The sequence below is a fragment of the Mesorhizobium sp. P2_H9 genome (assembly GCF_056403215.1).
Map to the genome: position 1 here is coordinate 219,961 of NZ_JBFUFX010000006.1, position 20,114 is coordinate 240,074.

The following is a 20,114-nucleotide window of genomic DNA, read 5'->3' on the forward strand; positions in this document are numbered from 1 at the left end:
AGGGACAGCTGCTTGGGGGTCATTTTCTTGGCGGCAGATTGTGCTAATGCTTCGCATGCAACTTCTACCGAGGGACCACACCATGCTTGCCCAACGCCTTTCCTTCCGGACCTTGCCCGCTTTCCTGATGATGGCCGTCGTGCTGCCGCTGCTTGCCGGCTGCGGCTACAACACCATCCCGACGGCGGAGGAGAACGCCAAGGCAGCGTGGAGCGAGGTGCTGAACCAGTACCAGCGCCGCTCCGACCTGATCCCCAACCTGGTCGAGACGGTCAAGGGCTATGCCGCGCATGAGAAGGACACGCTCGACGCGGTGGTCGAAGCGCGCGCCAAGGCGACGCAGATAACGGTGACGCCGGAAACACTGAAGGATCCCGAAGCCCTCAAGAAGTTCCAGGATGCCCAGGCGGGGTTGACGAGCGCGCTGTCGCGGCTGATCGCGGTGTCCGAGGCCTATCCCGACCTGAAGGCCAACCAGAATTTCCTGGCGCTGCAGGCGCAACTCGAAGGCACCGAAAACCGCATCGCCGTGGCGCGGCGCGACTACATCCTGGCGGTCAAGGATTACAATCTGACGCTGAAGACCTTCCCCTCGGTGCTGTGGGCAACCTTCTGGTTCCGCAGCAACGAGCCGTTCGCCAACTTCACCGTCGATGAAGACAAGATGCAGCCGCCGAAGGTCGATTTCGGGACGAAGCAGGGCGGGTGACAGCCAGGGGCCATCTGTGGTGATTTTGCAGGCCGATGAGGGGCGGCACCGCATTCGCATTCTCGCGGTTGCGCTCTTGCTCTTCATCCTTTTCCTTCCCCTCACCGCCTTCGCCGCCGATCTCCCCGCCCTCACCGGGCGCGTCGTAGACAATGCCGGCATCATCGATGCCGCGACCGAGGCAGCACTCACCCGCAAGCTCGCCGACTTCGAGACAAAGAGCTCCGACCAGATCGTCGTCGCCACGATTCCCAGCCTCGACGCCGAGGAGATCGAACCCTATGCCACCCGGCTGTTCCGTTTGTGGAAACTCGGCACGGCGAAGGAGAACAACGGCGTGCTGTTGCTGGTGGCGCTGAACGATCGCAAGATGCGCATCGAGGTCGGCTATGGGCTGGAAGGCACGCTCACTAATCTGCACTGCAAACGGATCATCGAACACGACATGGTGCCGGCCTTCCGCGCCGGCGATTTCTCCGGCGGCATTTCTAAAGCCGTTGACGACATGGTCATGGTGCTGGAAGGCCGCAGGTGACGACATGACCGCATACATCATCAGCCCCTCGCGGCACCGCCATTTCGTCACCCTGACAGGCGCCGCCTTGTTGGCCATGGCGGTCTTGCTCATTGGCTTCGCGGCTTTCGCCGCGGATCTGCCCGCCCTAACCGGCCGCGTCGTCGACAATGCCGGCATCATCGATGCCGGCACCAAGGCGGCGCTGACCCAGAAGCTTGCCGACTTCGAGACCAAAGGCTCCGACCAAATCGTCGTGGCGACGATATCCAGTCTCGACGGCGAGGAGATCGAACCCTACGCCAACCGGCTGTTTCGCTTCTGGAAACTCGGCCAGGCAAAGGAAAACAACGGTGTCCTGCTGCTGGTCGCGCCGAACGACCGCAAGATGCGCATCGAGGTCGGTTATGGCCTGGAAGGCACGCTGACCGACCTGCACACCAAGCTGATCATCGAAAACGACATGGTGCCGGCCTTCCGCGCCGGCGATTTCTCGGGCGGTATCAGCAAAGCCGTCGACGACATGGTGATGGTGCTGGAAGGCAATCCGGAGGAGCTGGAGGCACGCGGCGAGCGCAACCAGCAGCCGCCCATCAACACCGACGATCTGTTCTTCGCCGTCTTCATCAGCATCTGGGCGATCATCTTCTTCGGCAGCATGGCGGCCTCCATTCTGCCGCCGATTTTTGGCCAGAAGCTGGGGCCTGGCCGCTATCGCTGGCTGGGCATGACTTTCGAGCCACACAAGCGATCGTCCAGCGGCGGCTGGTCTTCGGGCGGCGGCGGATGGTCGTCGGGCTCAAGCGGTGGTGGTTTTTCGGGGGGTGGGGGTTCGTCCGGTGGCGGCGGCTCCTCGGGGAGCTGGTAGGGCATGACAGCTGGACCCTTCAATCGGCCAGTATCCGACCGCTTCGCAGCGATCATCGGCATCGCCTTGTTGGCCATGGTCGCAATGCTGTTTTCGGCCTTTGCCGCCGACCTGCCTGCTCTCACCGGTCGTGTCGTCGACAATGCCAACATCATCGATGCCGCGACCGAGGCGGCGCTGACGCAGAAGCTCGCCGATTTCGAGAAAAAGGGTTCCGACCAGATCGTCGTGGCGACGATATCCAGCCTCGATGGCGAAGAGATCGAACCCTACGCCAACCGGCTGTTCCGTTTCTGGAAGCTCGGCCAGGGCGGCGAAAACAATGGCGTGCTTCTGCTGGTGGCCAAGAACGACCGCAAGATGCGCATCGAGGTCGGCTATGGCCTGGAAGGCACGCTGACCGACCTGCATACCAAGCTGATCATCGAAAACGACATGGTGCCGGCCTTCCGTGCCGGCGATTTTTCCGGCGGCATCAGCAAGGCCGTCGACGACATGGTCATGGTGCTGGAAGGCAATCCGGAGGAGCTGGAAGCGCGCGGCAAGCGCAACCCGGCCGACGGCAGCACGCCGCTCGATCCCATCGTCACGGTGTTCCTGATCCTGTGGGCGACGATGTTCTTCGGCGGGTTAGCGATGGCGTTCCTGCCGCCAATTTTCGGCACCAAGCTGTCGCCGGGCGTGTACAAATGGCTGGGCATGACGTTTCGTTACGGCCACGGGCCGAGCGGGTCGTCCTCGGGCAGCAGATGGACATCGGGTTCGTCGTCAGGCAGCGGCTGGTCGTCGGGCAGTGGATGGTCATCAGGAAGTTCGGGCAGCAGCTGGTCGTCAGGCTCGAGCAGTGGCGGCGGGTTTTCAGGCGGCGGCGGTTCGTCCGGCGGCGGTGGTTCTTCAGGGAGCTGGTGAGACAGATCATGGCAACACGACCGATCAGCCCGCAAGATCATGAGCGCATCGCCACCGCGATCCGCGTCGCCGAATCAAAAACCGACGGTGAGATCTACTGCGTCGTGGCACGTGCCAGCGACGGCTATTTCTTCCCGGCCGCCTTCATGGCGACGCTGGGCATGCTCATCGTCAGCCTTGCAGTCGGCTACGGGCTGGAAGCCTGGTGGCTGTCGATCCGTGTGCCGCATTTCGTCATCGCCCAGCTTCTTGCATTGGCCTCGGTGCTTGCGTTGCTGTGGGCGCTGCCCGGCTTGCGCATTCATCTGGTGCCGAGGCGGCTGCGCTACCAGGCGGCGCATACCAATGCGGTCAAGCAGTTCCTGGCGCGCAACGTCCACCGTACCACGGCGCGCACCGGCGTGCTGGTATTCGTCTCGATCGCCGAGCGGTATGCGGAGGTGGTTGCCGACAGCGGCATCAATGCCAAAGTCGGCCAGGATGTCTGGGACGGTGTCATCCGCGACCTGACCGCGCATGCCGGCGACGATCGCCTAGCCGACGGTTTCGTCAAGGCGATCGAATCGGTCGGTATCGTGTTGGCCGAGCATTTTCCGGTTTCGGCTGCCGATGCCAACGAGCTGGACGATCACCTGGTCGAAATCTGAGTCGTTTTCAAGCGTGGCCTAATAGGGTCGATCGCCTGTGCGAAAGCGCGCGAGCCGGCTTAGCAGACTCTTGCAAATGGCCGATGCGGGTTTATGGTTAACAAATCATGAATACGCTGAGCATCGATATCAGGAAAGCCGAGCCGCGCGACGCTGGCGCCATCGCCGACGTACACCAGCAGGCCTGGAACGGCGCTTATTCCGGCATCATTCCGCACCGTACGCTGACGTCGATGATCAACCGCCGTGGCGCCGACTGGTGGGCGAACGCCATTCGCCGCGCCGCCACCGTGCTGGTCGTCGAAATCGGCGGCAAGATTGCCGGCTACGCCACGATCGGCAAGAACCGCGCCCGCGAACTCAGGCAGCAGGGCGAGATTTACGAGCTTTATATGCGCCCTGAGTATCAGGGCATCGGGCTCGGTAGCCGGCTTTTCAAGGCGGCCCGCGCGCGGCTCGCCGACCACGGGCTGAAAGGCATGGTGGTGTGGGCGCTGGAAGACAACCAGAACGCGCTCGACTTCTATGCCGGCGCCGGCGGCCGTGATGTCGCCGAAGGGGTCGAGATCTTCGAGCAGAAGGCGCTTAAGAAGGTCGCCTTCGTCTGGGAATAATCCCCGGCTTTCCTGCCACTTCCGACTTGCGATCGTGCCCAGCACCATTCGCCGCATTGCGCCGCGCGGCAGCGCCCGCTATCGATCTCCCATCAAAAGAGGGACAAAGCCATGCGCATTGAAGCCATCGCCATCGGAAAGAATCCGCCGGAAGACATCAACGTCATTATCGAAGTGCCGATCGGCGGCGAGCCGATCAAGTACGAGATGGACAAGGAAGCCGGCACGCTGTTCGTCGACCGCTTCCTGCACACCTCGATGCGCTATCCCGGTAATTACGGCTTCGTGCCGCACACGCTGTCGGGCGACGGCGACCCGATCGACGTTCTGGTCTGCAACACGCGCGCGCTGGTGCCGGGCTGCGTCATCAATGTGCGGCCGATCGGCGTGCTGGTGATGGAAGACAATGCCGGCCAGGACGAGAAGGTCATCGCGGTGCCTTCGCCCAAGCTGACGCTGCGCTACGAAAACGTCACCGAATACACGCAGCTGCCTGACATCACCCGCCAGCAGGTGCAGCACTTCTTCGAGCACTACAAGGATCTCGAGCCCGGCAAATGGGTCAAGATCGAAGGCTGGCACGATTCCAAATATGCCAAGAAGATGATCGTCGACGCGATCGCGCGGGCCAAGGCGGCTAAGTAGGCGACGCTGGCCTCTGCTGACCCTTCGCCTTGCACTGCCTAGGTGGGTATGGCGAAGCCCCTTAGCTTCGTCATACTAGGGCGCAGCTGCCGCGAAGCGGCGTCGCGGAGAACCTAGTATCCATGCCGTGACACTGGCCGAAGGGCACGGCGGAACAGAATTCTGCACCGTTGCGGTGAAGTTGAGGTCGCGCCATGGATCCTCGGGTCAAGCCCGAGGATGACGAAGTTCCGGGTGCCTCCGCTAATCTTCAGCGTTCCTAATTATCCACCCTACCAAAGGCCGGCACGTTGCCGATGACGGTGTGCTTGTCCTTGCCGCAGGCGAAGGTCTTCGCCTTTTCGTCGGCCAGCTTGCGCGCCTGGTCGTTGGCGGCGGGATTGCCGGTGGCCAGCACCAGGCCGACCGTACAGCCGTCGCGCGCGTCGATCTGGGCGACCTTGGCGACGAGCAGCACTTCGGTCGGCTTGTTCTCGTCCTCGGGATTGCTGATCGAGCGACGGTGGATGGTGGCGAAGGGCACGGCAACATCGCCCTTGGTCTCGATGCGCCACTCGACCTTGGCCCCGGACGAGTTGAAGCCGGAAAAACTCTCCCAGACCGTCGTCATGTCGCCGCCGGGCGGGAAACCATAAAAAAGCGATTCACGGGCGTCGTCATAGGCGACCAGCACGGGATAGCCGCGATAGCCCGAACAGGCGAGCTCGGCCCAGTCGCCGTCGCCTTCCTCGGCCTGCGCATAGGTGACGCAATCCTTCTTCCAGTCGAGGTCGGTGTAGGCGCTGGAAATGCCATCGGCATGTGCTGCCTGGCAGAGGCCGGCGAGGGCAAATGAAACAAGCAACAGGGCTCGCATGCAGACGTCTCCCGTGGAGTTCGTTCCAGCCTATCGCCAAATTTGCGACCGGCCTAGCGCTCCATTCGCAGGGTCGGCGCCGCCCCTCATTGCCCTGCCGGGCATTTCTCCCCGTAAACGGGGAGAAATAGGCCGGCCGCAACGCCGGTGCCCTTCTTGCAACGCTGGCGATTGGCGAAATCGACGGTTACGGGGAGAGGATGCCGGCAGGCAGTTGAGGGGCGGCGCCGACGCCCGAAAGCCCTTATTTCCTCAAGCTTGCCCCGATCAATAGATCGGCATTTCGCACCACCGACTGCGCCGGGCCGCCGAGCCCGAACAGCTGGCCGCTGATATAGGCGCCTTCGATCAGAAGCAGCAGCCCGTCGCCGAGCGTGTCGGCATCGTCGGCGCCCATCGCGGTCGCCATGGCGCGCAAGCGGCGGCGCAATTCCTGCTTGTTGGCCTCGCTCACCACGCGTGCCGGGTGGCCGTGCTCGGGATACTCCACCGCCGCGTTGGTCATGCCGCAGCCACGATAGTCGGGTCTTTGCGTGCGCTTGCCGACACGGGTCAGGAAAGCCTTGATCTGCGCGCGCGGGTCGCCGGGATGGGCGTCCACCGCCTCGTCGAAGCGGCCCCAGAATTCGAGGTCGTATTGCCTGAGATAAGAAGCGGCCAGCTCATCCTTGGACGGAAAGCTGCGGTAAAGGCTGGGCTTGGTGACGCCGGCGCGCTTGACGATTTCGTCGACGCCGATCGCCCTGATGCCGCGCCGGTAAAACAGGTCGTACGCCACGTCGAGGATCTTCTTGGCAGCCTTCGGCGGAGACGATGCATGATCGTCGCTGACGGTCAGTTCAATATTTCTGTCCGTTGGCATGGCATGACTCGATTGACGTGTTACCGATCGGTACGTATACATCTCCTCACCCTGCAACGTACCGGTCAGTAACATGATAGCTCAATCCCGTCCCTTTGGCCAGCGCTACGCCTTCGTCGTGGTCGGCGTCATCTTCCTCTGCCTGCTGATCGCGGCGGGGCTTCGTTCGGCGCCAGCCGTCATGATGCTGCCGCTGGAAGAGAGTTTTGGCTGGCGTCGCGATGTGGTTTCGCTGGCCGCTGCCGTCGGCATTTTCCTCTACGGTATGACCGGGCCATTTGCCGCGGCACTGATGGAGCGGATCGGCTTGCGCCGCACGCTGCTTGCCTCGCTCATGGTGATGTCGGCCTCGACCGCGCTCAGCCTGCTGATGACCAAGCCATGGCATCTGCTCATCACCTGGGGCGTCTTCTCAGGCATCGGTTCCGGCGCGGTCGCCACGGTGCTTGGCGCCACCATCGTCAACCGCTGGTTCAAGACCAATCGCGGCCTGGTGATGGGCCTGATGTCGGCCTCCAGCGCCACCGGCCTGCTGGTGTTCCTGCCGCTGCTGGCCGCGCTCGCCCAGTCGGGCGGCTGGAAGCCGGTCGCCATCGCGATCTCCGTCGCCACTGCCTGCCTGCTGCCGCTGGTCTGGCTGCTGGTGCCGGAGCGGCCGGCCTCGATCGGCATGGTGCGCTACGGCGCCGAACTCGACGACGTGCCGCCGGTGCCACCGGCATCGCAAGGCAATTTCCTGGCGCACACGCTCAACACATTGCGCCGCGCCGCTGGCACCCGCGTCTTCTGGTACCTGTTTGCCACCTTCTTCATCTGCGGCTTCACCACCAACGGATTGGTCGGCACGCATCTGATCGCGTTCTGCGGCGACATGGGCATCGGTGAGGTGCAGGCCGCCGGCCTGTTGTCGATGATGGGCATTTTCGACCTGATCGGCACGACGCTGTCGGGTTGGCTCACCGACCGTTTCGACCCGCGCAAGCTGCTCGGCGTCTACTATGGCATTCGCGGCCTGGCGCTGATCTATCTGCCCTATTCCGGCTTCTCGGCGACCAGCCTGATCATCTTCGCCGTGCTCTACGGTCTCGACTGGATCGCCACCGTGCCGCCGACGCTGCGGCTCGCCAACGAGGCATTCGGCGACCGCAGCGGGCCGATCGTGTTCGGCTGGATCGTCGCCGGCCATCAGATCGGCGCGGCCTCCGCGGCTTTCTTCGGCGGCACCATGCGCGAATTGCAGGGCAATTACGAACTGGCCTTCCTGATCGCCGGCATGACGGCCATTGCGGCGGCGTGTCTGTCGCTGCTGATCAACACGAGCAGGCCGGCTTTTGATCCGGAGCCGCTGCCGGCTTAAGGCGACTGGGTGCGGCTCTTCCTTCTCCCCTTGTGGGAGAAGGTGGCCGAGCGAAGCTCGGTCGGATGAGGGGGGCTCCAGCTTGGCACCAACCGTGATCCTTCCAACACCCCTCATCCGTCTCGGCGCGATTGCGCCGATCCACCTTCTCCCACAAGGGGAGAAGGGAAGAGGTGTTCATTGTTATCAAACCTTCATGGTTTGGAGATGTGGTTGAAACATTGAAGCTGGACGTTGGTGGCACCGTTCGAAGCCATCCAGGAGACAGCCATGAACAAGATTTCCCGCCGCGCTTTCGTCACTTCCGCCAGCGCCGTAGGCCTGGTCGGCGTCTCGGGGCTGGCAATGCCCTATTATTCGCGCGCCAACCAGCGGCCGGCCTTTACCCATGGCATCCAGTCGGGCGACGTCGACGCCACCAGCGGCATGGTGTGGACGCGCACGGACCGGCCGTCGCGCGTCATGTTCGAAGTGTCGTCGACGGAAAATTTCGCCAATGCCACCCGGCTGGCGCCGCTCGATACCTCGCCGGCCAGCGACTACACGGTGAAGCGGCTGCTGACCGACCTCGCTTCCGACCAGGACATCTTTTACCGCATGGTTGCGGCTGATCTCGCCGACATCAACGCGGTGTCCGAGCCGATCGTCGGCCGCTTCCGCACGGCGCCCGCCTCCAAGCGCGACATCAAGTTCGCCTGGTCGGGCGACACCGCCGGCCAGGGCTGGGGCATCGACGAGACCGGCATGAAGACCTACGCCACGATCGGCAAGCACACGCCCGATTTTTTCCTGCATTCCGGCGACACCATCTATGCCGACGGCGCCATGAAGGACGAGGTCGACCTGCCCGGCGGTGGCAAGTGGAAGAATGTCGTGCTCATCGACGGCAAGCGCAAGATTGCGCAGACGCTGGAGGAATACCGCGACCAGTGGAAATACAACATGATGGACAAGAACGTGTTGGGCCTCAGCGCCATCTGCCCGACCTTCTACCAGTGGGACGACCATGAGGTGCTGAACAACTGGTCGGATTCGAAGGACCTGACCGCCGACGACCGCTACTCGGAAAAGTCCATCCATGTGCTGGCGGCGCGCGCCGCGCGCGCTTTTCACGAGATGACGACGATCCGCTACGAGCCGTCCGAGCCCGGCCGCGTCTACCGCAAGATCGCCTACGGGCCGCTGCTCGACGTGTTCTTCCTCGATATGCGGTCCTATCGCGGCCCCAACGGCCCCGACATGCAGGATACAATGACGCCGGAATCGCGCATGCTGGGCGAACAGCAGACGAAATGGCTGAAGCGCGAATTGGCGAATTCGAAGGCGACCTGGAAGATCATCGCCGCCGACATGCCGCTCGGCCTCGTTGTCTGGAACGATGGCGCCAAGAAGGTTGGCGCCGAGGCAGTCAGCAATGGTGACAACGGCCTGCCGAAGGGCCGCGAGCTCGAGATCGCCGATCTGCTGCGCTACATCAAGAATGCCGGCATCAGCAACACTGTCTGGCTGACCGCCGACGTGCATTACACGGCGGCGCACTACTACAACCCCGACAAGGCGCAGTTCCAGGATTTCAATCCGTTCTGGGAATTCGTCTCGGGGCCGATCCATGCCGGCACGTTCGGCCCGAACGATTTCGACATGACCTTCGGTCCGGAGCTGAAATTCATCAAGGCGCCGACCGCCGAGCAGGGCCAGAACCTGCCGCCGTCAGCAGGATTGCAGTTCTTCGGCCTGGTCGACATTTCCGGCGCCAGCGAGCAGCTGACGGTGCGGCTGATGGATCGCGACGACAACGAGCTCTACAAGGTGACGCTCGATCCGGTGCGGTCGGCGTGAGCGGCCAAACTGCTAGTTCGGATAGCAAACCGTCGGAATGTTGGGCCAGACCGCACTGTCGCAGTTGGCGGCTTCCTGCCGCTGCTTGAAGGCAGCGGTGACCGGTCCGGTCACCATCGGGTCGACGCCATCGGGGGCGTCAGCAAAAAGCTGCTCTGCCGTCGGCGTGTCGGACGCCAGCGCCGGCTGCGTCTGTTTCAGCGTCGCGGCCGACTGTGCGGCGCCCGCGGCAAGCACAACCGCGAGGGCGGCCCATGCCAGGATCTGCCTGAATTTGATGACGTGATCGGTCATAGAGGTCGAACTACCCGGGCCCCGAAAGGTTCCCGCCTTGGTTAATGAAATCATTTCACACGCGGATGTTTAAGATTTGATGAGTATTTGGTGACGAGCCGCCTCTTTCGCAATTGCGAAAAACCCTGTATGAGCCGCGCAACCGAAAGAGGCGGCGCCTTTTGGCCTGCTGCCTGCAACGCTCCCGAGACCACAACATGAAAATTCGTAATATCGCGATCATCGCGCACGTCGACCATGGAAAAACCACCCTGGTTGATCAATTGCTCCGGCAATCCGGCTCCTTCCGCGACAATCAGCGCGTCGCCGAGCGCGCCATGGATTCCAACGACCTCGAAAAGGAACGCGGCATCACCATCCTGGCCAAGGCGACCTCGGTCGACTGGAAGGATACCCGCATCAACATCGTCGACACCCCCGGCCACGCCGATTTCGGCGGCGAGGTCGAGCGCATCCTGTCGATGGTGGATTCGGCCATCGTGCTGGTCGACGCCGCCGAAGGGCCGATGCCGCAGACCAAGTTCGTCGTCGGCAAGGCGCTCAAGGTCGGCCTCAAGCCGATCGTCGTCATCAACAAGATCGACCGCCCGGACGCCCGCCATGTCGAGGTGGTCAACGAAGTGTTCGACCTGTTTGCCGCCCTCGACGCCACCGACGACCAGCTCGACTTCCCGATTCTCTACGGTTCAGGCCGCGACGGCTGGGTCTCGGAAAACCCCGAAGGTCCCAAGGACCAAGGCCTGGCGCCGCTGTTCGATCTCGTCATCAAGCATGTGCCGGCGCCGACCGTTCATCCCGGCCCGTTCCGCATGATCGGCACCATCCTGGAAGCCAATCCGTTCCTTGGCCGCATCATCACCGGCCGCATCGAGTCCGGCACGCTGAAGTCCAACCAGCCGGTCAAGGTGCTGCACCATGACGGCACGCTGGTCGAAACCGGCCGTATCTCAAAGATTCTGGCCTTCCGCGGCCTCGAGCGCCAGCCGATCGAGGAAGCGCAGGCGGGTGATATCGTCGCCATTGCCGGCCTGTCGAAAGGCACCGTCGCCGACACGTTCTGCGACCCGGCGGTGACCGAGCCGCTGCATGCGCAGCCGATCGATCCGCCGACCGTGACCATGTCCTTCCTGGTCAACGATTCACCGCTCGCGGGCACCGAGGGCGACAAGGTGACCAGCCGCGTCATCCGCGACCGCCTGCTGCGCGAAGCCGAAGGCAATGTCGCGCTGAAGATCGAGGAATCGCCTGACAAGGATTCGTTCTTCGTCTCCGGCCGTGGCGAATTGCAGCTGGCCGTTCTGATCGAGACGATGCGCCGCGAAGGCTTTGAAATTGCCGTGTCGCGTCCACGCGTCGTCATGCAGAAGGGCGAAAACGGCGAAATGCTGGAGCCGGTCGAGGAAGTCGTCATCGACGTCGACGAGGAGCATGCCGGCATCGTCGTGCAAAAAATGTCGGAGCGCAAAGCCGAGATGGTCGAGCTGCGCCCGTCGGGCGGCAACCGCCAGCGCATCGTCTTTCATGCGCCGACGCGTGGCCTGATCGGCTACCAGTCGGAACTGTTGACCGACACGCGCGGCACCGCCGTCATGAACCGGCTGTTCCATGCCTACGAACCCTACAAGGGCGAATTGCCTGGCCGTACCAACGGCGTGCTGATCTCCAACGAGCAGGGCGAGGCGGTGGCCTACGCCATGTGGAACCTGGAAGACCGCGGCCCGATGGTCATCGATCCGGGCGTCAAGGTTTATCAGGGCATGATCATCGGCATCCACTCCAGAGACAACGACCTCGAGGTCAACGTGCTGAAGGGCAAAAAACTGACCAACATCCGTGCCGCCGGCAAGGACGAGGCAGTGAAGCTGACGCCGCCGATCCGCATGACTCTGGAGAAGGCTTTGGCCTGGATCCAGGACGACGAGCTGGTCGAGGTGACGCCGAAGACCATCCGCCTTCGCAAGCTCTATCTCGACCCGAACGAGCGCAAGCGCTTCGAGAAGTCGGCGAAAGTGGCCGGCGCGGCGTAAGTTTTTCACTTCATTGACGGATTGCCGGGAGGGAGCACAAATGTGCTCCCTCCCTTATTTTATCCGCTGGCAGCTGAGATGATGGCTGCACGATCTGGCTCGCCGGTCAGATCGATCCGGATCGCCGTTCCTGTTCGAGCCGGCTTTCGCAGGGCTTTGCCCCCTTCCGGGTTTACGACCAGCAATCGCTTTTCTTCCAGCGCCTGAAGCCTCGATCGCGAGATACCGAGTTCGCCGGCGAGCAGCCGGTCGAGCCGCAGCGAGATCGGCATTTCAAGCCCGAGCTGGAGCTCGAGAACGGTCGTGTCTTCCCCGAAATCGCCGAGTATCTGCTTTTGTACGGCGACTTCGGGAAAATCCTCGACGCGTCCGACCCGGTTTCGCAGCGCCACTATGTCGAAGGCATGGCGACGCGCCAGCAGCGGATCGTTGCTTTCCAGCGCCTGCAGCAATGCCGGCTCGATATCGCGGCGGTTGCAGCGCTCGAGAATGCCAAAATTCCAGGAATTGTCGCAGTCGATGCAGCGGTAGATCAGCCACACGCCAATGCGTTTGCCATTGGCGTTGACGCGAAATTTCGAGCTGCAGCGATAGGCCTTCACAGTGCCGCAGCGATTGCAGTTGATGAGAGGTTGAGGTGCTGTTTTGGACGCGATCGTCCAGCGTATAGCGAGATGTTGAGACAAGCCGAAAAACCTTCCAGTGTGGAAGTCCTTCAGACCGGCAATGTCGAGATGCCCATGCGGGCACGGCGTGGCGAGAGCTAGCTATGGTAGGAGTCAGGTGTCACGGGCGGAGCCACGCGACAGCGGTTCAGCAGTGCCAAACCGGTCTCGAACCGCCGCCTGAGGAACACATTAAAATGAAGCAGACACCGCTCATGCGGCGCCTGCCAAGTGTGAGCAGGGGAGTTGGCGAGACCGGCGGTTACTGGGGCAAGGTGAAGCTCGAAATTGTTTCGCGGCGGCATTTCTAGCGGCGTGAAGCCGGGCCGGCAAGGGACTCTGCCGCCTTGGGTTCCTCTCCCCCGCTTTGCGGGGGCGAGGAACCCAAGCCTTGGTAGATCGGTGCAAATGGTCCGTATCGAGTTGCCTTTGCCAGAGCCGCAGCTGTCGAGTATTTGTGGTTGATCGAGCCCTGACGCAGAGACCCCCACCATGCACCTCACCTCGCTCCTGATCTTCGCCGCTGCCCTGTTCGTCGCCGCGGGTTCGCCCGGCCCGTCGATCGCCGCGCTCGTAGCGCGCGTGATCTCAAAGGGCTTTCGCGATGTGTTCCCTTTCCTACTCGCAATGTGGATCGGCGAGGGCATCTGGCTGTCGCTGGCGGTGTTTGGGCTGGCGGTGGTGGCGCAGACCTTCCATTTCGCTTTCGTCGTGGTGAAATGGGTCGGCGTCGCCTATCTCGCTTACCTCGCCTGGAAGATGTGGACGGCACCGGTCGAGGCGCGCGAAGGCGAGATGCCACGCGAAGATTCGCCGGCAAAGCTGTTCTTTGCGGGGATGGCGGTGACGCTCGGCAACCCCAAGATCATGATGTTCTATCTGGCGCTGCTGCCGACGATCATCGACCTCGCTTCGGTCAGCCTCATCGGCTGGGTCGAGCTGACGGCGACCATGGCCGTGGTCCTGGTCGCCATCGATCTCGCCTGGGTGCTGGCCGCATCGCAGGCGCGCAAGCTGTTGAAGAGCAAGCGGGCGATGAAGATAGCCAACCGCATCAGCGCCGGCACGATGGCCGGCGCGGCGGCGGCGATCGCGGCGCGGTCCTGAACCGGCGCGTCAACCCATCATATTGAGGATCGGCGCGATCTCGACGTTGCAGTTCGGCTCCATCAGGATCGGACAATCCTTGGCCTTGCTGGCAGCGTCGTCGATGTCTTTCGCTTCGATGATCGAATAGCCGCCGGTCGGGTTGCTGCCGCCATTGTTCTCGACCTTGCCGCCGGGCAGGACGGTCTTCGACATGCCGACCGGATTGCCGCGGTCGACCACGGCAGAGCCAAGTTTTCCGAACCAGCCTGTCCAGGTGTCGGTTAACGCCTTTAGATCGGCCTCGGTCGCCGGCATCTTGCCCGAGCCGTGATAGATGTAGAGAAACTTCGCCATGTTCTCCTCCCTGATCAGCGGCATCGAACCGGCATGCGGTCACGCCGCGTGCCAATCATCGGACCAAACCGGGAAACAAGCAACGGGTATGCGAGACAGCTAATGTACGGCGCGGTTGGGTGACAAAGGCGATCCGCTACCGGGCCATGGCGTGATATTCATCGTTAGGCCGCATGTCGATGGCCGCTGCCACCCGGTTCGACATGTTGAAGAAGGCGGCGGTCGAGGCGATGTCCCAGATGTCGCGGTCGGAAAAGCCTGCCTGGCGCAAAGCTGCCCGGTCGGCCTCGACGATCTTTGCCGGATCTTCAGTCAGCTTCACCGCAAATTCGAGCATCGCCGTCTGTCTGGCGTACAGGTTGGCGGCGCGAAAATTCATCACCATCATCTCGCCAAGCGACGGATCGCCGGACAGCTGGCGCACTGCCGCGCCATGCGCGGTCAGGCAGTAGTAGCAGTGATTGATGGAGGAGACGACGACCGCGATCATCTCGCGCTCCAGCTTCGACAGGCCGGAGCTGCCCAGCATCAGGTCGTTGTACATGTCGGTGAAGGCGCGCAGCTTCTTCTCGTCGAAGGCGTAGGCCTTGAGCACATTGGGGACGAGACCGAGCTTTTCCTCGCATTTCGCAAAATAGGCTTTTGTTGCGTCGCTCAGCTCCGTTTGTGCAAGGTCAAGCGCGGAAATCCTGCCGGACATGGGGCATTTCTCCTCTTTGGGCGCGGATCTGTCGCGGAATGCCGATATTTCTTCGAAAGCCGTCAAACCTTTGTCGCCAAATACCGGTCATCTGCTACCATAGTCGCAAAAGCATGTGACGGGAGGGAATTAGCGTCATGGCCAGCCTGAAATCCGCAAGCAGCCCAAAAAAGACCAGTCCGACAAAGGGAGGTGCGGCAAAGGCGGGCGAAAAGCCCGGCAGGCTTGCCGACTACTTGCTTGCTCGGGCGCCGGCTGAAGACATCGCCGCCTATGACGTCGCCGATCTGGTACGCGCTGCCGATCTCGCCGGCCGTGCCGTTGCCAGGCACAAAAAGGGCGGTTGCGTCGTTGCCATAGACGTTGATTCCGGTGTCGTGCGCGAGGGCCGGCCGATTACGGTCATCACCGTCGTCAACGACAACATGCCGTTCCTGTTCGATTCCGTCCTTGGCGAGATCACCGAAAGCGCCGGCGAACCGCTGCTGGTCACCCACCCGGTCATCACCGTCAGGCACGGCAAGGGTGGCGTCGATGAAATCCTCGGCGACGGCGGCTACGCCAAGGGCGACGACAGCCAAGATCGGCTGAGCGTCATCCACGTCCATATCGGCCGCCTTTCAGCCGACCAGGCTGAGGCTTTGGCGGGGCGGTTGAAGAAGATACTCACCCAGGTGCGCGCCGCGGTTACCGACTGGAAGCCGATGCTGGCCCGCCTCGACCAGGCTATCCACGAATTCCGCTACGCGCCGATGCCCCTCGACAAGGCCAGCGTCACCGAGGCGATCGCCTTCCTCGAATGGCTGCGCGATGACAATTTCACCTTCCTCGGCATGCGCGAGTTCAAATACACCGGCGGCGAAAAGAGCGGCACGCTGGAGCGCGCCGACAAGCCTGGCCTCGGCATCCTGTCCGATCCCGACGTGCTGGTGCTCAGGCGCGGCACCGAAGCGGTGACGACGACGCCCGAGATCCGCGCCTTCCTGCATGGGCCCGAACCGCTGATCGTCACCAAGGCCAATGCCAAGTCGGCGGTGCACCGCCGCATCTATCTCGACTACATCGGCGTCAAGACCTACACCGCCAAGGGCGTGCTGTCGGGCGAACTGCGTATGGTCGGCCTTTTCACCTCGACCGCCTACACGCGCTCGGTGATGAAGATCCCCTATCTCAGGTCGAAAGCCGAAACCATCATCGCCAAGTCTGGCTTCAATCCCGGCGATCACTCCGGCAAGGCGCTGATCAATGTGCTGGAGAGCTATCCGCGCGATGAGCTGTTCCAGGTCCCGGTGCCGATCCTGCGCAAGCACGCCGAAGCCATTCTGGGGCTGGTCGAGCGGCCGCGCGTCAGGGCGCTGGTACGCGCCGACCAGTTCGACCGCTTCGTCTCGATCCTCGTCTTCGTGCCGCGCGACCGCTATGACAGCGTCGTGCGCGAAAAGATCGGCGCCTATCTGAAGACGGTGTTCGAAGGCCGGTTGTCGGCCTATTACCCGGCCTTCCCGGAAGGCGGGCTGGCGCGCGTGCATTTCATCATCGGCCGCTCCGGCGGCAAGACACCAAAGGTCGAGCAGGCAACGATCGAGGCGGCGATCCGCGGTATCGTGCGGACCTGGGAAGACGCGCTGCGCGAAACGGCGGCCGAAACCGGCGCCGATGCGGCGCTGACGGCCATCGCCTCGCGGTTTTCGGAAAGCTACCGCGACAGTTTCCCGCCGGCAGTGGCGCTGACCGACGCCGGACGCATCGCCAAAATCGATGCGTCCAATCCGATCGCCATCGACTATTACCGCCATGCCGACCAGAAGCCGCATCAGGCGGCGCTGAAGATATTTCATCATGCCAGCCCGGTAGCGCTGTCGCGGCGGGTGCCGGTTCTGGAAAACATCGGCTTCCGTGTCATCAGCGAACGCACTTTCGAGGTCGGTGACGAAGCTTCCAGCATGGTCTTCGTGCACGACATGGAGCTGGAAAACAGCTACGGCAAGCCAATCGATCTCACCGACGGCGGCGCGCTGTTCGAGGACGCGTTTCTGTCGGTCTGGCGCGGCGATGTCGATAATGACGGCTATAACGGCCTTGCCCAGACCGCCGGCCTGTGGTCGGGCGAGGTCACCATCCTGCGCGCCTATGGCCGCTATCTGCAGCAAGCCGGCATCCCGCAGAGCCAGGACTTCATCGCCGCCGCGCTCAACCGCTATCCCGAGATTGCGCGTGGCCTGCATGCGTTGTTCGTTGCCCGCCTCGGCCCGACGGCCGAAGGGGAAGGCGTGGTGGCGGCCAAGCATCTCAAGGCCAAGATCAAGGACGCGCTGGAAGACGTCCCCAACATCGACGACGACACCATCATCCGCCGCTACCTCAACCTAATCGAAGCCTCGCTGCGCACGAATCATTTCGTTGCCGAAACGAAGGAAAAAGGCCGGTCTCTGGCGATCAAGCTCGAATCGCATGCAGTCGACGGTCTGCCGGCGCCGCGCCCATGGCGCGAGATCTTCGTCTACGGGTCCGAGGTCGAGGGCGTGCATCTGCGCTTCGGTCCGGTCGCCCGCGGCGGCCTGCGCTGGTCGGACCGCGCCCAGGATTACCGCACCGAGGTGCTCGGCCTGGTCAAGGCGCAGCAGGTCAAGAACGCCGTCATCGTGCCGGTCGGCGCCAAGGGCGGTTTCTTCCCCAAGCGTCTGCCGGTGGGCGGCAGCCGCGACGCGATATTCGAAGCCGGCACGTCGGCCTACAAGAACTACGTCTCCAGCCTGCTCTCGATCACCGACAATATCGGCCTCGACGGCATCATCCCGCCGGCCGGCGTGGTGCGGCGCGACCCTGACGATCCCTATTTCGTCGTCGCCGCCGACAAGGGCACGGCGACCTTCTCCGACACCGCCAACGCCATCTCAGAGAAGCATGGCTTCTGGCTCGACGACGCGTTCGCCAGTGGCGGCTCGGCCGGCTATGATCACAAGAAGATGGGCATCACCGCCAAGGGCGCCTGGGAAGCGGTGAAGCGGCACTTCCGCGAGATCAACCGTGACATCCAGACCACGCCGTTCACCGTCGTCGGTGTCGGCGACATGTCGGGCGACGTGTTCGGCAACGGCATGCTGCTGTCGCCGCAGACCCGGCTGATCGCCGCCTTCGACCATCGCGACATCTTTATCGATCCCGATCCGGATATGGCGGCGTCGATGGCCGAGCGAGAGCGCATGTTCGCGCTGCCGCGCTCAAGCTGGCAGGACTACGACAAGACCAAATTGTCCGAGGGCGGCGTCATCGTCTCGCGCAGCCAGAAGTCGATCACGCTGCCGGCGGCCGCAGCCGCCGCCATCGGGCTTGACAAGACGACCGCGACGCCGGTCGAGATCATGAAAGCCATTCTCAAGGCGCCGGTCGACCTTCTGTGGTTCGGCGGTATCGGCACCTATCTCAGGGCATCCACCGAGACCAACGGCGATGTCGGCGACCGCGCCAATGATGCCATCCGCGTCACCGCGCTCGACGTGCGCGCCAAGGTGATCGGTGAAGGCGCCAATCTCGGCGTGACGCAGCGCGCCCGCATCGAGTTCGGGCTGAATGGCGGCCGCTGCAATTCCGACGCCATCGACAATTCGGGCGGCGTCAACTGCTCCGACGTCGAGGTCAACATCAAGATCGCGCTGGCCTCCGCCATGCGCAAGGGATCGCTGACCCGGCCGGCACGCAACAAATTGCTGGCCGAGATGACCGGCGAGGTCGGTGGCCTGGTGCTGTCCAACAATTACGAACAGACGCTGGCGCTTTCCATCGCACGCAAGCGGGGCCTTGCCGACATTGCGCATCAGAGCCGCTTCATGGCGGCACTGGAGGCACGTGGCCTGCTCGACCGTGCCGTCGAGACGCTGCCGTCGCCGGCAGCCCTGGCCGAGCGCGAGGCGCGCGGCGAGCCGCTGACCCGGGCTGAACTCGGCGTGCTGCTCGCCTATGCCAAGATCGTGCTGTTTTCCGACATCGTCGCCAGTGACGTGCCGGACGATCCGCATTTCGACCGCGACCTGATGGGCTATTTCCCCGATCGCATGGCCAAGAAGTATGGCGATGAAATCCGCAGCCATCGGCTGCGCCGTGAAATCATCGCGCGTGTCGTCGCCAATGATCTGGTCAACCGCGGCGGCCCGTCCTTCGTCAACCGGCTGCAGGAAGCCACCGGCCGCAGTGCCGCCGACGTGGTGCGCACCTTCGCCGTGGTGCGCGACGGCTTCGCGCTGCCGGCGCTCTATCGCGAGATCGATGCGCTCGACAACCAGATCGACGGCCAGGTGCAGCTCGACCTCTACCAGGCGGTTAGCCGGCTTATCTTCATGACCAGCGGCTGGTATTTGAAGAACGATGCCGGCACCGCGCCGCTCGGCCAGCGCATCGCCGAACTGCAGGAGGCGCGCAAGGCGCTGGAACCGAAACTCGGCTCGCTGCTTCCGGCCTTCTCGCGCGAGCGGATCGAAGAAAAGCGGCATGGCCTGTTCAAGGGCGGTGCGCCGGAAAAACTGGCCGAGCAATTGGCGCTGGCCGATATGGCGGAACTGATCCCCGACATCGCGCTGACGGCGCGGATGGCGAATGCCGATATCGTTGCCGCGGCGAAGGCTTTCTTTGCGGTCAGCGATGCCTTCCGCATTCCGCGCGTCGAAGATGCGGCGCGCTCGATCACGCCGTCGGACTATTACGACCAGTTGGCGCTCTCCCGCGCCACCGACACGATCGGCGCCGCTCGCCGCGGCATCGCGGTGGCGGCACTCACCGGCCACGCCAAGGCGACGGATCCGGTGGCGGCATGGCTGGAGGCCGGCGGCGAAAGGGTGGCGCGCATCCGCGAACGGCTGCAGGCGCTGACCGAAGGCGGCGACATTACCGTGTCGCGGCTATCGGTGGCCTCGGGGCTGATGAGCGATCTGACGGGGATGTGATCATCTTCGCAAGGCTGGCGCCGCCCCTCATTGCCCTGCCGGGCACTTCTCCCCGTATAGGGACGGGGAGAAAGGGCAGACCCAGCCTTGGCGCCCTCATTGCAACGCCGGCGATTGGCGAAATCATCAATGAGGGCGACCCTCTCCCCGTCCCTATACGGGGAGAGGATGCCGGCAGGCAGGTGAGGGGCAGCAGCAAACTTCGTCGGTTTGCATGGTCGTCAAAAA

General features: G+C 63.2%; 17 protein-coding genes and 1 pseudogene. 12 read left to right on the forward strand and 6 right to left on the reverse strand.

Features of this window, described 5'->3' with window-relative positions; genetic code table 11:
- Positions 1-82: 82 nt before the first annotated feature.
- The 7 genes and pseudogenes from AC1DXN_RS13410 to ppa all read left to right on the forward strand — a co-directional run bounded on the left by AC1DXN_RS13410 (position 83) and on the right by ppa (position 4,906).
- A complete protein-coding gene (locus AC1DXN_RS13410) occupies positions 83-709 on the forward strand; it encodes a LemA family protein (RefSeq protein ID WP_477248822.1) in 627 nt (208 codons plus the stop codon).
- Positions 654-1,235, forward strand: a pseudogene (locus tag AC1DXN_RS13415) (TPM domain-containing protein); the annotation flags it as partial. The gene AC1DXN_RS13410 and the pseudogene AC1DXN_RS13415, both read left to right, overlap by 56 nt.
- Positions 1,236-1,320: 85 nt before the next feature.
- Positions 1,321-2,091, forward strand: a complete 771-nt coding sequence (locus tag AC1DXN_RS13420) for a TPM domain-containing protein (RefSeq protein WP_477271460.1) — start codon at positions 1,321-1,323, stop codon at positions 2,089-2,091.
- Positions 2,092-2,094: 3 nt separating this feature from the next.
- Positions 2,095-3,000 (forward strand): TPM domain-containing protein, encoded by a 906-nt coding sequence (locus AC1DXN_RS13425; protein WP_477270475.1) that lies wholly within the window; start codon positions 2,095-2,097, stop codon positions 2,998-3,000.
- Between the two features lie 8 nt (positions 3,001-3,008).
- Positions 3,009-3,647: a TPM domain-containing protein gene (locus AC1DXN_RS13430; RefSeq protein ID WP_477270477.1), complete on the forward strand. Its 639-nt coding sequence runs from the start codon at positions 3,009-3,011 to the stop codon at positions 3,645-3,647.
- 107 nt (positions 3,648-3,754) lie between these two features.
- On the forward strand, positions 3,755-4,261 hold the full coding sequence (locus AC1DXN_RS13435; RefSeq protein WP_477270479.1) for an N-acetyltransferase family protein: 507 nt from the start codon (positions 3,755-3,757) through the stop codon (positions 4,259-4,261).
- A 111-nt stretch (positions 4,262-4,372) separates the two neighbouring features.
- Positions 4,373-4,906 carry an inorganic diphosphatase gene (ppa, locus tag AC1DXN_RS13440; protein ID WP_027031765.1) on the forward strand — a complete coding sequence of 178 codons (534 nt, stop codon included), beginning with the start codon at positions 4,373-4,375 and terminating at the stop codon, positions 4,904-4,906.
- A 259-nt stretch (positions 4,907-5,165) separates the two neighbouring features.
- On the opposite strand, the gene AC1DXN_RS13445 is transcribed toward ppa, so the two are convergent.
- Positions 5,166-5,762: a hypothetical protein gene (locus AC1DXN_RS13445; protein ID WP_477270481.1), complete on the reverse strand. Its 597-nt coding sequence runs from the start codon at positions 5,760-5,762 to the stop codon at positions 5,166-5,168.
- Between the two features lie 244 nt (positions 5,763-6,006).
- Positions 6,007-6,624, reverse strand: a complete 618-nt coding sequence (locus tag AC1DXN_RS13450) for a TetR/AcrR family transcriptional regulator (RefSeq protein WP_477270483.1) — start codon at positions 6,622-6,624, stop codon at positions 6,007-6,009.
- Between the two features lie 73 nt (positions 6,625-6,697).
- Here AC1DXN_RS13450 and AC1DXN_RS13455 point away from each other — a divergent pair, with 73 nt between their 5' ends.
- A complete protein-coding gene (locus AC1DXN_RS13455; RefSeq protein WP_477270485.1) occupies positions 6,698-7,981 on the forward strand; it encodes an MFS transporter in 1,284 nt (427 codons plus the stop codon).
- A 270-nt stretch (positions 7,982-8,251) separates the two neighbouring features.
- Positions 8,252-9,820, forward strand: coding sequence for an alkaline phosphatase D family protein (locus AC1DXN_RS13460; protein ID WP_477270487.1), 1,569 nt, complete (start codon positions 8,252-8,254; stop codon positions 9,818-9,820).
- Between the two features lie 12 nt (positions 9,821-9,832).
- Here AC1DXN_RS13460 and AC1DXN_RS13465 read toward each other — a convergent pair whose 3' ends face one another.
- A complete protein-coding gene (locus tag AC1DXN_RS13465) occupies positions 9,833-10,114 on the reverse strand; it encodes a hypothetical protein (RefSeq protein ID WP_477270489.1) in 282 nt (93 codons plus the stop codon).
- Positions 10,115-10,311: 197 nt separating this feature from the next.
- Between AC1DXN_RS13465 and typA the strand changes: the two genes are divergently transcribed.
- Positions 10,312-12,141, forward strand: coding sequence for a translational GTPase TypA (gene typA / locus AC1DXN_RS13470; RefSeq protein WP_477270491.1), 1,830 nt, complete (start codon positions 10,312-10,314; stop codon positions 12,139-12,141).
- Positions 12,142-12,200: 59 nt separating this feature from the next.
- On the opposite strand, the gene AC1DXN_RS13475 is transcribed toward typA, so the two are convergent.
- The gene (locus tag AC1DXN_RS13475; RefSeq protein ID WP_477270492.1) at positions 12,201-12,827 is read right to left on the reverse strand and encodes a DUF1062 domain-containing protein; all 627 of its coding nucleotides are present in this window, start codon (positions 12,825-12,827) and stop codon (positions 12,201-12,203) included.
- Between the two features lie 471 nt (positions 12,828-13,298).
- On the opposite strand from AC1DXN_RS13475, the gene AC1DXN_RS13480 reads away from it, so the two are divergent.
- A complete protein-coding gene (locus tag AC1DXN_RS13480) occupies positions 13,299-13,913 on the forward strand; it encodes a LysE family translocator (protein WP_477270494.1) in 615 nt (204 codons plus the stop codon).
- Between the two features lie 9 nt (positions 13,914-13,922).
- On the opposite strand, the gene AC1DXN_RS13485 is transcribed toward AC1DXN_RS13480, so the two are convergent.
- Both AC1DXN_RS13485 and AC1DXN_RS13490 read right to left on the reverse strand, forming a co-directional pair.
- Positions 13,923-14,249 carry a hypothetical protein gene (locus AC1DXN_RS13485; protein WP_477270496.1) on the reverse strand — a complete coding sequence of 109 codons (327 nt, stop codon included), beginning with the start codon at positions 14,247-14,249 and terminating at the stop codon, positions 13,923-13,925.
- Between the two features lie 136 nt (positions 14,250-14,385).
- The gene (locus AC1DXN_RS13490) at positions 14,386-14,949 is read right to left on the reverse strand and encodes a peroxidase-related enzyme (protein WP_477270498.1); all 564 of its coding nucleotides are present in this window, start codon (positions 14,947-14,949) and stop codon (positions 14,386-14,388) included.
- 137 nt (positions 14,950-15,086) lie between these two features.
- Between AC1DXN_RS13490 and AC1DXN_RS13495 the strand changes: the two genes are divergently transcribed.
- Positions 15,087-19,886, forward strand: a complete 4,800-nt coding sequence (locus AC1DXN_RS13495) for an NAD-glutamate dehydrogenase (protein ID WP_477270500.1) — start codon at positions 15,087-15,089, stop codon at positions 19,884-19,886.
- Positions 19,887-20,114: the final 228 nt, after the last annotated feature.